A 15,198-nucleotide genomic window follows, 5' to 3' on the forward strand; every position below is an offset into this window, starting at 1 on the left:
GTGACTTCCCTAAACATTATTATAAGAGAAACCACTCTATCTTTATGTGATAGATTCTGTTATAATAGGTAGTCGATTGTATTCGTTACGGTAGCGTCTGTTTAGTGGCAGACGCTTTTCATATGACAAAGGAGAGTATTTAGCATTGACAACATTTCGTGAATTAAATCTTAGTGAGGCACTTATCAAAGGTGTCCTAAAAATGGGCTTCGAAGAAGCAACACCAATCCAAGCAGAAACAATTCCAGTCGGACTCAGCGGCGTTGACTTAATTGGTCAAGCACAAACAGGTACTGGTAAAACTGCAGCATTCGGTATCCCAACAATCGAGCGTCTTGACGCAAAATCACGCAACATCCAAGCGTTGATTCTTGCTCCAACACGTGAGCTCGCAATCCAAGTAGCAGAAGAATTGAACCGGATCGGTGAAGTAAAACGCGTTCATGCACTTCCTGTTTACGGCGGTCAGCAAATCGATCGTCAAATCCGTGCACTTCGCAAAAATCCACAAATCGTCGTTGCGACACCAGGACGTTTGATGGACCACATGAACCGTAAGACGTTGAACCTCGATCACGTTCAAACGGTCATCCTTGACGAAGCAGATGAGATGTTGAACATGGGATTCGTCGAAGACATCGAGAAAATCCTCGGTGCACTTCCTGAAACACGTCAAACACTCTTATTCTCAGCAACGATGCCACCACAAATTCGTAAAATCGCAGATCGTTTCATGACGACTCCGACACACATCAAAGTCAAAGCAAAAGAAATGACAGTTGAAAACATCGACCAGTCATTCATCGAATTGAAAGAAAGCCAAAAATTCGACGTTCTTTGCCGTTTGATCGACACGGATTCTCCGGAACTCTCAATCATCTTCGGTCGTACGAAAAAACGTGTTGACGAAATGACTGAAGGTTTGATCCAACGTGGATACACAGCTGACGGTTTACACGGTGACTTAACACAAGCAAAACGTGACCAAGTCATCCGTCGTTTCAAAAAAGGAACGATTGATATCCTCGTCGCGACAGACGTTGCAGCACGTGGTCTTGACATCTCTGGTGTCACACACGTCTACAACTTCGACGTCCCACAAGATCCAGAGAGCTATGTTCACCGGATCGGTCGTACGGGTCGTGCTGGTAAAACGGGATCGGCTGTCACATTCGTTACACCACGTGAATTCGGTCAAATCAAAACAATCGAACGTGTCACGAACAAAAAAATGTCACGTCGTCATGCACCAACACTTGATGAAATCTTAGAAGGCAACTTGAAGCTTGCTGCACAAGAACTCATCAAACGCGTTGAAGCAAAAGACTCAAAAGAATATACGACACTTGCACAAGAACTCTTAGAAGAGTACGAAGCAGTGGAACTTCTTTCAGCAGCACTTAAAGGATTGACGAAAGAGCCGGATGCAACACCAGTCCAAATCTCTTCAATCGAACCAATCCGCGTAAAACGTTTCGGTAGCAACGGTGGTGGAAACCGTCGTCCTTACGGAAACAAAGGTGGAAGTGGAAGCGGCAACCGCAGTGGCGGATACCGTGGAAACAACCCACGCGGTGGCGAGCGTCGTGAAGGTGGTCGTTCATCATCTTCATCAGATCGTCGTGAAGGCGGTTATGCTGGACGTAGCAACCGTAGCGAAAGCGATCGTAACCGTGGTGGACGTAAGCCACGTTTTGAAAAGTAAACGATTCGAACCGATTTGTCACAGACAAGTCGGTTCTTTTTTATGATTTATCTGAGCGGTCATGATAAAATGAGCCATGAACGATAGGGAGAGGGCTGAATCATTCGTGTATACCATTTATGTAGCAGCATCCGTCTGTCTCGTTGCACTGATTGTCGCGACGAAAAAGATTTGTGAGCGGACGACAAAAGGACATTTTCGTTATATTCCGTTGGCAACCTTATTATTTGGCGGCATCATCTTTCTTGTGCTAGCCATCGGTAAGGGAGGAGCCGTCGGAATCCAATACGGTGTCCTGAGTATCATCTACTTGACGGCGACATTCGGTGTGTACTTGTATATCGCATTGCGGAAAGATACGACGTTATCGTAAAACAGGGGCTCTCTCGTTACAGAGAGGCTCTTTTTTTGTTAAGATAGAACAAGAGTACAAGGGGGGAATAGAATGGATGCATTAGATGTCATCGTTCATCCCGAAGAGATAGAGGCATGGTTTCAACCGATCGTAGGCGCTGCCCCTTTTAAGGTGGAAGGGTATGAAATCCAGTCCCATTTTCGTGGAGAACCGTTAAAACCATTTTTTCAGGAAGACGATGTTCCAATCGAGTATCAACTCGAAGTCATGGGGCATGTCGTCCGTCAAGCATTCCAAAAAGTACCCTCCGATGCACAAGCGTTCATCTTGATCCGTTGTCGTCCAGCTTGGCTGTTTGAAAACGGTGGGGAGGACTTCTTGCATGTCTTACGGACGGTCGACTCGTCGTTTCCAAAAGAGCGGATGTACGTTACTTTGACGGATGTCCAAGTCGATGATTTTGACCGTCTGGGTCGGATCGTTGCGTATTACCAGAACTCTGGACTGAAGGTAGCACTGGACCGTGCGGAAGCAACGAGTCTTGAACGTGTCTTTTCGATGTCGCCGGATATGTTGATCGTCGATTTATCCTCCATGATTGAAAAAAAGACCGTCTCCGCGTCGTATCCACATCTCTTACAGACGATGGAGCATCTTTGCGACCAGCTTGGAGCGCCACTTTTGTATAAGAATATCAGTCATCTCGGTCAACTTCGGTATGCGTGGCAACACGGAGGACGTTACTACATGGGGAATCTACTTGGAGAAGCATCACCTGAATGGGTCATGACCTGTCCTGGTATGGAAGTGTTGATCCATGAAGTCCCGATGTTTTATAAATATGATCGCGAGCAGATGAATCGTCTATTTCAGCTCGAGCAAGACTGGACGGTTCGGTTTAATGAAGATTGCCAGTCCTTGAAGCCGGAGCAAGATCTCGATCAATGGTTGCTGACGCTCGCCCGGAAGATGGAGCCGGAATTCATCCGGTTTTATATCACGGATGCGAATGGATTCCAACAGTCTTCAAACGTCAGTAAAAAGAGTGGGGAGTGGAAACTGTATTCCTTCTACAAAGGATACAACTGGAGTTTCCGTCCTTACTTCATCCGGACGACGGTAGCGATGGAACGACGACATAGTGGATATTTGTCGGAACGGTACGTCGACTTCAGCTCGAGTGAACAAACGCGGACATTTAGTATGCCGCTTAGTAATGGGATGTTCTTATTTGCGGATATCTCTGCAGATTATCTATATCAAGAACGATTGAGTGAATGAGGAGGAAATGAAAGTGTTAGATTATGATTACGAGGCATTACGAGAAATTGGACGAATCGTCGCCATGGCACGCGATGAGATGGCGGATGCCGTCAAACCGGGAATCACGACGAAGGAACTCGATGACATCGGAGCACGCATCCTGAAGGAACAGGGAGCAGAGTCTGCTCCAATCGTCATGTACGATTTCCCAGGAGCGACATGTATCAGTGTCAACGATATCGCAGCACACGGTATCCCAGGGAAGTACGTCATTCAAGAAGGTGATATCGTCAATGTCGATGTCTCGGCTGTGAAGAACGGTTACTACTCGGACACAGGGAAGACGGTCATCGCAGGAGAAGCAAAACGTCCGGAAGATGTCCGACTCGTTGAAGTGTCATTGACGGCGCTTGAGAAAGGACTTGAAAAAGTCAAAGCCGGAACGAAGGTCAACCAGATCGGAAAAGCAATCTATGCCGAAACACGTAAGAGTGGTTTCACGGTCATCCGTAACTTAGCGGGACATGGTCTCGGTAAGACACTTCATGGTGAGCCAGAATCCATCTCGAACTACTTCAATCGTGAAGAGAATGATTTGTTGAAGGAAGGCCAAGTCATCGCTGTCGAGACGTTCATTTCAACAGGAGATGAGTTCTGTATCGAAGATGAGCGGGATGGTTGGACGTTATACACACCGAACCGGAGCCTCGTCTCACAATTCGAGCACACGGTCGTCGTCTTAAAAGACGGGTATGAGATTTTGACGAAAGTCGAAGGCAAAGAATCGTTCTAAGAAAAGCTCATATAGTAAAACACGAGAAGGGGGCTGACTCAAAAGTCAGTTTCCACAAAGATAAGGGTGGCAGAATGATAATCTGCCACCCTTATCTCATAACAAAAAGAATGACGCGTTTCACGGAACTCCTACAGGAAAAAGCGCATCTTTGCGCTGTCAGAGACAAACAAGACCCGCTTTCCTGCTTGAATAAGGCAGGGAAAGCTGGCTTGTGTCTCGCCTGAGGAAAGGGCGTGAAAAGACGCGTCATTCTTTTTTGAGTCAGCCTTCTTTTTCGTCGTAGTGCTCCTGTTATAAGGATATCCGGGACGTTGCCAATTTGTTTAACTGTGACTCGGATACGGCTGGAGCGGAATAACGAATGTGTCCGTGTTCGACATGATACGGGGTCTCAAGCAAATCTTCTTCGAAATAATCGGTAGTACTTGCCATATCGATCGGATAAGCGAGTCCAGGCAGTGTTGCAAAAGCAAGGGTCTGACGACGCCCGATACCGCTCTCGAACATCCCACCGAGCCAGTATGGTGCTTTTGTTCGAAGGGACAAAGCGTTCGTCAGTCCACCGACGCGTGCCGGCTTGATGTTTAGAATCTGACCAGCGTGGAGCGTCTGCATCAACTCGGCATCTACTGGAGCGACGATGGATTCATCCAGACAAATCGGTGTCTGTAAGAGTCTAGCGAGACGTTGATGTCCGGACCAATCCGACGCTGCGAGCGGCTGTTCCATCATAACGAGACCGAATGAATCCCACTGTTGTAATAGAGGGAAGTCTGCTTCAGTGAAGCTGCCGTTAGCGTCAAACATCAAGGGCGCATCAGGGAAAGCGGCACGTACTTGCTCAAGAACGACGGTATCCGTCGGAGCGAGCTTCAGCTTGATCCGTCCATATCCGGAGGCGATCGCTTGTCCGACGGCTTCGACGGTCTGTGCTGCAGAAGCCCGTCCGAGTGCTTTCCCGCAAGGTACGAGAGATGATTCATCACCTCCGAGATACGTGGCGAGCGATTGACCGGTAGCTGCTGCGAATAATTCATAGATCGCGCCTTCGAACATCGCCTTTGCCATCGGATTACCTTGCACGATGCGCAAGCGATCCGTAACGTCTGCTGGATGATGGAGCGGTTGTTCAAGTAATCGATACAGCAGCGGAGCGATTCCTTGAAGGGAGTGCTGCGTTTCCGATGTATACCACGGCGTATCAAACGCGACACCTTCCCCGTAACCCACTCGTCCTTCCGAATCAGTCAGACGCAAAATCGTCGTCCGACGTACTGTCAGCGTCGAGAGGGCGGTTTGCATCGGACGACGAAAGACGAGCGGAACATCGAACAGTTCGGCAGACCGGAGAGTGATACTCATAATGACTCCTTCAGTTGCTTCCGCAATAGTTTACCGTTCGCATTGCGTGGCAGCGCGCTACGATAGATATATTCAACCGGACATTTATATTTAGCGAGCAATTGACTGATTTCCGTTCGGACGGTGACTTCATCGAGTGTGCTGACGATGAAGGCGACCGGAACCTGTCCCCATTTAGCATCAAATCGTCCGACGACACCTGCTTCTTGAATCCCATCAATCGAGAGAAGTGCTGATTCGACTTCAGCCGGATAGATGTTTTCCCCACCTGAGATGATGAGGTCGCTTCGACGATCGAGGACGTAGAGGTATCCGTCGGCGTCCAAGCGTCCTAAGTCACCAGTCTTGAAAAAACCGTCTGCCGTAAACGCTTCTGCCGTTTTCTCTTCCTCATGAAAATAACCTTTCATGATCGTCGGTCCTTTGACTTCGATTTCTTGATGACGTGTAATGCGAATTTGTGTCGGATGAATCGCTTGTCCGGCCGATCCAATCTTTCGTAAGGCATCCTCAGGCAAGAGGGTTGCGATTTGAGAAGCGGTTTCTGTCATCCCGTATGTCTGCATGACCGGGATATTGCGGTCGAGTGCACGCGTCAGAATCGGTAATGGTACAGGACCGCCTCCTGTCAGTACGACGCGAAGTGCGTGGCGACGTAGCCCGGCTTCGAGCAGTCGATCAAGCATGACCGAGACGAGTGAGACGTGGGTGATCTTTTCCGTCGTAATCCAGTGTAAGGCGCGTTCTGGCGAAAAATGTGGCTCAAGAATGATTGGTACTCCATAGATGACTGCCCGATAGACGACAGCTAATCCGCTCATATGGAACAGCGGCGTGACGATCAAAAAACGATCCTCTGACAGTGATCCGATATGACGCGCGGCGTTCGTCGCACTCGAGAAATGATTCAACATCGTTTGTTCGACGGCTTTCGGATGTCCGGTCGTACCACTCGTAAAGAGCATCGATTGGACGTATTGCTTGGGCATATGGCGTATTAACAAGTCAGGTGCTTCTTTTTCATAAGAGAAAGCCACGCACGGGATCTTTGTATCAAGTGTCCGGTCCGTCACGATGAGCCGTACATCTGCCTGTTTGAATTGACGTAATACTTCCGTTTGTGTCAAACGTGTGTTGATCGGGACGACGGTCAATTCAAGCAATTGAGCTGCGTGAAGTGCGACGATGTAGCGCGCACTCGATGGACCGTACAGGGCGATTCGGTCTCCACGTGTCACGATCGTCGCCCAAGTACTCGCTAAGCGATGCGCGCGTGCATATAGTTCGGACCACGACCAACGCTCTGTTTCCGTAATGAGCGCGATGTCATCCGGCTGTTCTTTTGCCCGTGTATAGATCCAAGGATACAAAATAGTCACTTCCTTTTGAGATGAATATACGAAAAAGGTTCAATGTCGTAAGACGATTGAACCTTTTTTTCATTATGGGAAACGCGGGAACTGTCCGAAGTCCGGGTTGCGTTTTTCTTTGAACGCATCGCGTCCTTCTTTTGCTTCGTCCGTTGTGTAGTACAACAACGTTGCATCTCCTGCGAGTTGCTGAATCCCTGCAAGACCATCTGAATCAGCATTGAATGCCGCTTTGAGGAAACGAAGAGCCGTTGGTGAATGTTGAAGGATTTCAGCACACCATTGAATCGTTTCTTGCTCGAGATCTGCGAGTGGAACGACCGTGTTGACGAGTCCCATATCAAGTGCTTGCTGTGCGTCATATTGACGGCAGAGGTACCAGATTTCACGCGCTTTCTTGTGTCCAACAACGCGTGCGAGGTAACCAGAGCCATATCCAGCATCGAATGAACCAACTTTTGGACCAGTTTGTCCGAAGCGGGCGTTGTCTGCAGCGATCGTCAAGTCACACACGAGGTGAAGGACGTGTCCGCCGCCAATCGCATAACCTGCGACCATAGCGATGACTGGTTTTGGGATGACACGAATCAAACGTTGAAGATCAAGAACGTTCAAGCGTGGAATTTCATCGTCACCGACATATCCACCATGTCCACGTACCTTTTGATCTCCGCCAGAACAGAATGCGAGATCGCCTTCACCTGTTAAGATGATGACGCCGACATTTTGATCGTCACGTGCACGTGAAAATGCGTCGATGAGTTCGTGGACCGTGTGTGGTCGGAACGCATTGCGAACTTCAGGACGGTTGATCGTGATTTTCGCGATCCCGTTCCATTGTTCATATTTGATGTCTTCATAGCTGCGGGCTGATACCCATTCCGGAGCATATTTCATGTGAATTCCCCCAATATGTTAGTGATGAATAAGTAGATTCTCTACCATTGTAACAAACTTTTGCGGTTGGTCGATATGTGGGGCGTGCGAAGCATGCAAAATCACGTGAATTTTTTCAGGTGATGCCGCGCGCAAAGCGATGGCACGGAATTTTTCATCCTCTTCCCCGACGATCCAATCAATCTCTTTCGGAAGGCATGACCAAAGGGATGGCATGCTCCCTGTACCTTGTGCACGTAACGAAGCACTCAGACCTTCCACCGTTTGGGACAGGCGCTCCTGACGCAGTCGCGTACGTTGCGATTCTGGGAGAAGGGCTTGGGGTTTAAATAGCCCAAGTGTCTCCCAGTGATTGATGAAAGCTTCGAGTCCGTCTTTTTCAAGTCGCTCCGCTAACATCCGATCGGATGTACGACGTATTTTTCGCTCCATTGCCGTCTTAAGACCCGGTGTCGTACTAACAGCGATCGTCCGAGCGATTTGCTCAGAGACGACGCTCAGCATTAAAGCGATTCGTCCGCCCATCGAATATCCGAGGACGATCCATGGCTCGGATCGCATAGCGAGCAGTGCCTCGAGATCCTTGACCTGTTGCGTCAAACGCATTCGTTGCTCAGACGCCGGTGTCGTTTTTCCATGTCCCATCAAATCAAGGCGATAGACGGTGAAGTGAGTCGATAAATGCTCACTTAGCATGTCCCACGTCGAGAGGGAGCCTGTAAAACCATGGAGCAGTAGGAGTGGTGGACCAGCACCCTCGATTTTCAAGTTATAAGGATGACCGCGTAAAATCATCGGAACACCTCGGCTAACGCTTGATTCGTCACGTCCCAGATCGAACGGTGCATCTGTACGTTCTCTGTTCGTGTCGTCTTGACTTCAAGAATCCGAGTGACGTTCGTCTCTTCCGCAAGTGCTTGACGTAACGCGGCGATGGAATCGATCGCCTGATAGGTTACGCCATATCCGGAAGCGAGAGAAGCGAAGTCGAGATGCTGCGGTGTACCGAAAAGTGGCTCGAACACCTCTTGCTCGAGTTGCTGTTGCGGTAAAAAGCTAAATATTCCGCCACCCGCATTGTTGACAAGAATGATCGTTAACGGAAGCGTCCGTGCTGTCATCAGACCGTTGATATCATGAATGAACGCTAAGTCGCCGACGAGTAAATAGCGGTGTGTGGCGTCAAACGTTGCTCCTAGAGCGCTTGAGAGAATGCCGTCAATTCCGTTCGCACCTCGGTTCGCGAGTAGACGAAGCGGTGTTCCTGTCGGTAGGAACGTATCGACATCCCGTATCGGCATACTGTTCGAAACGAAGAGACTTCCGTCCTGTAACGTCGTCAATGCACGGACGACGTTATATTCCGTCATCTCCTCTTGATCGATTGTCGCAAAAGCAGCGGCGACGCGTCGCTCCGCCTGTTGCAACAGTGTCAGATACGCAGGATCGTGCGGAACAGATTCATGATGCGCGAGTTGTCGCGCGTGACCAATTACGAAATCCGAATGGAGTTGCGGGTCACGCCAGTTTCCTGGATGACCGACGACCGTCGTCGGAATATCCCGAGACCAAAGCAGATAAGGTTTTGACGTCGGCATGGCACCGAAACGAATGATTCGGTCTGGTCGGACGTGCTGAGCGGTAGCGGGATGTTTGAGCCATGTATCGTAATAGGCAAAAACGTGAGCATCATGCGATTGTCGTCCTTGACTGAGTGGATCCGCCAACACCGGAATCCCTGCTTGTTTCGCATACGAGATGACAACCTGACTGTCCGCCGCAGTAAGTTGTGGTCCAAGTACAAAAAGAAGACGCTCTTCTTGAAGTGCGGTCGCTAAAGCGTTGTTTACGCCCGGTATCGGTTCAGGTAATACACCGACCGGACGCCCTGTCCGTAAGAGATCGAGTTCCGGCACGAGCGGTTCACGTAACGGAACATTGATTTGAACCGGGCCAGCTGGTTCCGTCAGAGAGAGTAGGGTTGCACGTTGTGCTACATGAGCGACGTAAGGAAGGCTCGCTTCTTCTGCTAACGGAAGATCAAACGCATGCCGAACCTGCTTCCCGTACAGATCGACCTGATCAATAGCTTGTGGCGCACCGACATTCCGTAATTCATGTGGTCGATCGGCGGTCAAGACGATCAGCGGAAGTTCAAAGATGTTCGCTTCGGTAACTGCTGAATAATAGTTCGTCGCAGCGGTACCGCTTGTACAAATCAACGCAACGGGACGAACGCGTTCTTCCGTCCGTGTTAGACCTAAAGCAAAAAAACTAGCCGACCGTTCGTCAACAAGGACGTGGGTACGGCTAGAAGGATGCAGAAAAGCAGCAATGGCAAGTGGTGTCGAACGGGAACCGGGACTGATGACGAAGTCCCGGACACCAGAAGCGACGAGCGTATCGATTAACGTGTGCATCCACTTAGTCAACATAAATATCATCCTTTTCAATCGAACCGATGTGTCCAAGTGCTTGTACCATCGGTGATAGTTTAGTTTCCGTCTCTGCCAGTTCACTATCGAGATGAGAGCCTTCGACGAGACCGCAACCGGCGTAAAGAATGACCGCCCGTTCTGTAAACAATCCAGATCGAATGGCAACGATGAATTCCCCGTCATCCTGTCCGTTCATCCAACCAACAGGTGAACCGTACCATCCTCGTTCGAACGTTTCGATTTCTTGGATGGCATCGACTGCTAACTGCTTGGGCTCGCCCCCAAGTGCAGGTGTCGGATGCAGTTTTTCGATCAATTGGAATAACGTCACATCTTCTTTTAAATGAGCTGTGATCGGTGTATAAAGATGTTGGATATGGCGATTCTTCAAGAGAATCGGCGTATCCGGACAATCCAGTTCCTCTGAAAATACAGATAATGTCCGTTCGATCGAATCCGCGACGATTCCGTGCTCCACCCGATTCTTTTGATCTTGTAATAACGATTGACCAAGTGCTTCGTCCATCTCATCCGTCGCGTGGCGTGGTGCAGAACCAGCGACGGCTGCTGTTTCAAGACGACGTCCACGTTTTAAGACGAGTCGTTCCGGTGTGGCGCCGATGAAGGCTTCTTCTGGATTCGGTTGGAAACAGAAGACGTAGCTGCCGGGCTGCGTATCTTCGAGTTCAGCGACGACAGCGGCTATATCGAGTGGACGATCCAGTTCATAGACGACTTCGCGCGCCAGGACGATTTTTTCAAGTGTCGTCTCCAAGTAGTGCATAGCTTGATGGAACGAAGCTTCAAAGGCTTCATTTCCATCCCGCGATAGTCGTAAGCGCGTGACGCCTGCGGAAGTCGATGATTGCGGTTGATTGACTTTGGCGAAATCGAGTGCGAGTTCATTTAAGATTGAATCGACTTGATCCATTGGCTCGACGCGGGCAAAAATCGTCACACGTGTCTTGCCATCTTGTTCTAGAAATAAAAACTTCGGAATCGTCATCGAGGCATCTCCGAAGGAAGACCAGCGATAATCCGGTTGTTTGAGTTCGGTAAACGAAAATCCGCTGAACGCAAATAAATCATGACCGACATGATCGCGATTCAAGTTTGTCCATTGCGATTGAATCCGTAAAAAACGATCCGTTCCTGAAGCCTGAAGTTGTTGTACGATGCCAAACCCGATGGCCCGCATCGAGCGATCAGGTGTCGCGAAATAAAATCGTTCCTCGATACCCTGTTCGAGGGAACGCATGTCAGTTGCTTCGATTTCCCATGAATACGAAGCGAGTATAGGTCGTTGTGAGGCGTTCGCCTGACTGACGGCCTGTTCGATACACTGTTTTAGCTCTTGTTGAGCGTAAGCCATACCGCTCATTGCCCCCTAGTCTATAGATACTGTGATATGTTTCACTTAATCTAAGTGTAAACTTTTTGCGGACAAAAAAGAAGGAATAAGCTATCTCGGATTGAACATTGACAGCAAAAAACGAAACCCGATACACTTAGACAGGAAAGGGGTTATTATATGAATAAATCAATCGCTGTCTATTGGCGAATGACACGACCGCATACGTTAACAGCAAGTTTTGTTCCGGTCGTCGTCGGTACGGCAGTTGTCGCACCACGCGTGGAATCGATACGCTTGGATTTGTTCGTGGCGATGTTGATCGCATCGATGCTGATTCAAATCGCAACGAATCTGTTCAATGAATACTACGATTACAAACGTGGTTTAGATACGGAGGAGTCGGTCGGAATCGGTGGATCGATCGTTCGTGACGGATTCAAGCCGGGGACGATTCTAGCGTTCGCACTTACATTGTACGGCATTTCGGCATTACTCGGTGTGTATCTGTGCATCGAGACATCGTGGTGGTTACTTGTCGTAGGACTCATTTCGATGTTCGTCGGATATATCTATACGGGGGGACCACTCCCGATTGCCTATACACCATTTGGAGAGGTCGTTGCAGGCTTTTTCATGGGATATATCATCATCGCGATTTCTGCGTACTTACAAATTGGTTATGTTCCGACAGAAGCCGTTGCGATTTCGGTACCAGTCGCCATCTTGATTGGTTCGATCCTACTTGCGAATAACATTCGTGACTTGGATAATGATAAGGTCAACGGACGAAAAACGATTGCCTGTCTCGTCGGACATCGCCGTGCCGTGTACGTCTTGATCGGATTTTTTGCGGCGGCTGTCCTGTCTCTCATTATTGCCGTACTCGCATTTGAAGTCTCATGGTTTGCGTTACTCGCGTTATTGAGTATTCCGCTCATGATCAAAGCGGTCCGTCTCTTCTGGGAAGACTTGCCACCGGAAAAGCTGATGCCTGGAATGGCACAGACCGGTAAAGTGAACACGATTTTCGGACTATTACTTGCAATCAGTCTCGTGATTGCGAATATCTGATTCTTTGGAGCAGCAGGCGATTCGCTTGCTGCTTTTTTTTACGTGAAGATAGCGAACAGTTAGAAAAAAAGTACTTCGGTTGTCACTGATTTAAAATTTTACTATAATTGAAGCAATGTGCCTGAAAGATCAAACAAGGTCGGAAATCAGGAAATATGGTTAGAGGTGGAACTGAAATGAATAAAATCGCGGTAATCGGAAAAGTATTCGTCGACATAAAAGGAACTTCGTTCGCTCCTTTGCATAAGGATGCGAAAAACGTAGGAGACATCACGTTTTCGAATGGAGGAACAGGACGCAACGTAGCACAAAATCTAGCCGTCCTCGGGAATGAAGTTCGCTTTATCTCGACGGTTACGAATGATCAGATTGGCGTGGGAGTGCTCGATGAGCTGAAATCTTACGGTGCGAATGTGGATCATGTCGAAATGTTAGAAGATCATGGAATGGGCATGTGGCTAGCTGTCATGGATAATGAAGGCGATTTGCAAACATCGATCTCAAAACAACCAGATGCCAAGTTGCTCGAAGAGGCGATCTTACGTCAATCAATCTATGCACTCGATGGGGTCGATGCCGTTGCGATCGATCTTGATTTATCCGTTACGGTCTTAGAACGTTTGATTCATCTATGCCGTAAAATGGAGTTGCCATTGTTTGGTGTTTGTGGTCACTTGAGCGTCATCGAACGAAATCGTCATCTGCTACAAGGGTTCACTGGATTCATTTGTAGCCGAGAAGAGGCGGAAATTCTGTCTGATCTGTCGATCGTGACGGTCGAAGATGCGATTCATGTAGCAAATGAGCTAGCGAAAAAGGGTGCTCCGTTCACGGTCGTGACGATGAGTGAACTCGGGGCGGTCTACGTTGATCGTCGTACAGCGACATCAGGTCATGTCGGAACGAAAAAAGTAAAAGTCGTCGACTCGACGGGAGCAGGCGACTCATTTTTCTCTGCTGTCTTGTCTGAATTGACACAAGAAAAGTCAGCAGAAGAGGCATTGAAGCTTGGTATGAAGGTTGCAGCAGAAGTCATCGCTTCGACAGAGAATGGACTCGTTCCTGAAATGCTGGATGCTCTTCAATAAGTAGAAATGATAAAAGGGAGGTGGCGTCATGCCGATTCAACGAAGTGCAATCATTTTACGAAACGAACAGGATCAAATTGCGTTGATTCGTCGGGATAAACTGAACGAAACGTATTATGTCTTTCCAGGCGGTGGGAAAGATGATGGAGAATCGTTAGAAGAAACAGCGATTCGTGAAGCACATGAAGAACTTGGAATCGACGTGGAGTTGACCGGTATTGCCGCCATCGTCCGTTTTAATGGATTTGATAATCCTTATTTTTGGGCGAAAACAATTGGTGGTCGGTTTGGCACGGGTACGGGTGAAGAATTCGAAGAGGAAGGATCGGGTTATACACCGGTCTGGATCAAGCGTTCGGAGCTACCTTCGTTACCGGTTCGTCCACCGTCACTTGCTAAACAGCTGGCAGAAATGACAGAACCATTCTATGAATTGATCCTTTCTGAAAACGAATGAGGTTTTAGTTGAAATAAAATGGGAAAAGTATATTAAAACAATGAGGTGGTCGTTGACTGCCTCTTTTTCATGAAGGAGAGATGACGATGGCGCATTCACGCGATCCAAAAGGGCTTGCCCTGAACTTAAAGCAACGAATGTCCGATCATAACATCACAGATTATGCAGGGACACTCGCTTATTACTGGTTTTTATCCATTTTCCCAGGTATCATTTTCGTCATTTCCGTCTTATCTTTCTTTGACATCGATCGTCAGACGCTCGAATCACAAATTCGCGACTTAGCGCCAGGTGGAGCCGTCAACACATTCACCGATACGATTTTCCAAGCCATCAAGGAACCACAAGGTGGATTGTTATCGATCGGTGCGATTCTTGCCGTCTGGTCCGCCTCAAAAGGAGTCGATCGTTTGATCACGACGGCGAACCATGCCTATGGTGACTTCTCTCCCCGTGGTTTCGTCGCAGCACGTGGGATTGCCTTGTTGCTCACAATCGTGCTTGGAATCGGGATGTTGTTGCTGATCGTCTTGAATGTTCTCGGTGGTCCGATCATCACGTATCTTGCCAATTTCGTGTTGCCGATTGATATGGGGCAAAAAATCCTACTGACGGTCTTACGATACGTCGTGTCGACGATTCTATTGATCGGTATCTTATCGATCTTTTACCGCGTCGCACCAAAGCGCCCGATTACATTCAAAGAAGCAATTCCAGGAGCTGTTTTTGGTGTCATCGTCTGGCAATTATTATCGGTTGGGTTCGGATTTTACGTCTCGAACTTCTCGAACTACAATCAGACCTACGGTTCGCTCGGTAGTGTCGTCATCTTGTTACTATGGCTCTACTTCACAGGGCTGATTATCTTACTCGGTTCTGAATTGAACGCGTCATGGGAACGGTTCATGAAAAAAGCGGATCCAAAGAAGATGGAAGAGAAACGCTTGAAGGAACAAGCTGAACTTGATGCGATTCCGACGAATACGTTCGGATGAAGATACGAAAAAACGTCTGACTGCCTTCCGGCAATCAGACGTTTTTT

At 48.5% G+C, this 15,198-nt stretch carries 14 protein-coding genes; 8 read left to right on the plus strand and 6 right to left on the minus strand.

All coding sequences use genetic code 11. The features are described from left to right. The first annotated feature begins 145 nt into the window (after positions 1 to 145). The 4 genes from cshA to map all read left to right on the plus strand — a co-directional run bounded on the left by cshA (position 146) and on the right by map (position 4,116). Positions 146 to 1,705 carry a degradosome RNA helicase CshA gene (gene cshA, locus AC3B4V_RS15190; RefSeq protein WP_035398788.1) on the plus strand — a complete coding sequence of 520 codons (1,560 nt, stop codon included), beginning with the start codon at positions 146 to 148 and terminating at the stop codon, positions 1,703 to 1,705. Positions 1,706 to 1,811: 106 nt separating this feature from the next. Next, positions 1,812 to 2,078: a hypothetical protein gene (locus tag AC3B4V_RS15195; RefSeq protein ID WP_023467277.1), complete on the plus strand. Its 267-nt coding sequence runs from the start codon at positions 1,812 to 1,814 to the stop codon at positions 2,076 to 2,078. 72 nt (positions 2,079 to 2,150) lie between these two features. Continuing rightward, the gene (locus AC3B4V_RS15200; protein WP_023467278.1) at positions 2,151 to 3,341 is read left to right on the plus strand and encodes an EAL-associated domain-containing protein; all 1,191 of its coding nucleotides are present in this window, start codon (positions 2,151 to 2,153) and stop codon (positions 3,339 to 3,341) included. 13 nt (positions 3,342 to 3,354) lie between these two features. Beyond that, the gene (gene map / locus AC3B4V_RS15205) at positions 3,355 to 4,116 is read left to right on the plus strand and encodes a type I methionyl aminopeptidase (RefSeq protein WP_023467279.1); all 762 of its coding nucleotides are present in this window, start codon (positions 3,355 to 3,357) and stop codon (positions 4,114 to 4,116) included. A gap of 294 nt (positions 4,117 to 4,410) precedes the next feature. Here map and menC read toward each other — a convergent pair whose 3' ends face one another. The 6 genes from menC to AC3B4V_RS15235 all read right to left on the minus strand — a co-directional run bounded on the left by menC (position 4,411) and on the right by AC3B4V_RS15235 (position 11,558). Beyond that, complete coding sequence (menC, locus tag AC3B4V_RS15210) at positions 4,411 to 5,481, minus strand: o-succinylbenzoate synthase (RefSeq protein ID WP_488378822.1); 1,071 nt, start codon at positions 5,479 to 5,481, stop codon at positions 4,411 to 4,413. Continuing rightward, entirely contained in the window at positions 5,478 to 6,851 is a 1,374-nt protein-coding gene (menE, locus tag AC3B4V_RS15215) for an o-succinylbenzoate--CoA ligase (RefSeq protein ID WP_488378823.1), read from the minus strand. Before menE ends, menC begins: the two co-directional genes overlap by 4 nt. 72 nt (positions 6,852 to 6,923) lie before the next feature. Continuing rightward, a complete protein-coding gene (gene menB, locus AC3B4V_RS15220) occupies positions 6,924 to 7,748 on the minus strand; it encodes a 1,4-dihydroxy-2-naphthoyl-CoA synthase (RefSeq protein WP_023469886.1) in 825 nt (274 codons plus the stop codon). Positions 7,749 to 7,766: 18 nt separating this feature from the next. Beyond that, a complete protein-coding gene (gene menH / locus AC3B4V_RS15225; protein WP_488378824.1) occupies positions 7,767 to 8,543 on the minus strand; it encodes a 2-succinyl-6-hydroxy-2,4-cyclohexadiene-1-carboxylate synthase in 777 nt (258 codons plus the stop codon). Continuing rightward, entirely contained in the window at positions 8,540 to 10,183 is a 1,644-nt protein-coding gene (gene menD / locus AC3B4V_RS15230; protein WP_410755892.1) for a 2-succinyl-5-enolpyruvyl-6-hydroxy-3-cyclohexene-1-carboxylic-acid synthase, read from the minus strand. Before menD ends, menH begins: the two co-directional genes overlap by 4 nt. Continuing rightward, on the minus strand, positions 10,173 to 11,558 hold the full coding sequence (locus tag AC3B4V_RS15235; protein ID WP_488378825.1) for an isochorismate synthase: 1,386 nt from the start codon (positions 11,556 to 11,558) through the stop codon (positions 10,173 to 10,175). Before AC3B4V_RS15235 ends, menD begins: the two co-directional genes overlap by 11 nt. A gap of 159 nt (positions 11,559 to 11,717) precedes the next feature. Here AC3B4V_RS15235 and AC3B4V_RS15240 point away from each other — a divergent pair, with 159 nt between their 5' ends. The 4 genes from AC3B4V_RS15240 to AC3B4V_RS15255 all read left to right on the plus strand — a co-directional run bounded on the left by AC3B4V_RS15240 (position 11,718) and on the right by AC3B4V_RS15255 (position 15,151). Further along, the gene (locus AC3B4V_RS15240; protein WP_029340886.1) at positions 11,718 to 12,611 is read left to right on the plus strand and encodes a 1,4-dihydroxy-2-naphthoate polyprenyltransferase; all 894 of its coding nucleotides are present in this window, start codon (positions 11,718 to 11,720) and stop codon (positions 12,609 to 12,611) included. 176 nt (positions 12,612 to 12,787) lie between these two features. Then, positions 12,788 to 13,699 carry a guanosine-inosine kinase gene (locus AC3B4V_RS15245; protein ID WP_029340887.1) on the plus strand — a complete coding sequence of 304 codons (912 nt, stop codon included), beginning with the start codon at positions 12,788 to 12,790 and terminating at the stop codon, positions 13,697 to 13,699. Positions 13,700 to 13,727: 28 nt separating this feature from the next. Next, the gene (locus AC3B4V_RS15250) at positions 13,728 to 14,156 is read left to right on the plus strand and encodes an NUDIX hydrolase (RefSeq protein WP_023467286.1); all 429 of its coding nucleotides are present in this window, start codon (positions 13,728 to 13,730) and stop codon (positions 14,154 to 14,156) included. Between the two features lie 86 nt (positions 14,157 to 14,242). After that, a complete protein-coding gene (locus AC3B4V_RS15255; RefSeq protein WP_023467287.1) occupies positions 14,243 to 15,151 on the plus strand; it encodes a YihY/virulence factor BrkB family protein in 909 nt (302 codons plus the stop codon). Positions 15,152 to 15,198: the final 47 nt, after the last annotated feature.

Source organism: Exiguobacterium sp. E17S (assembly GCF_057772545.1).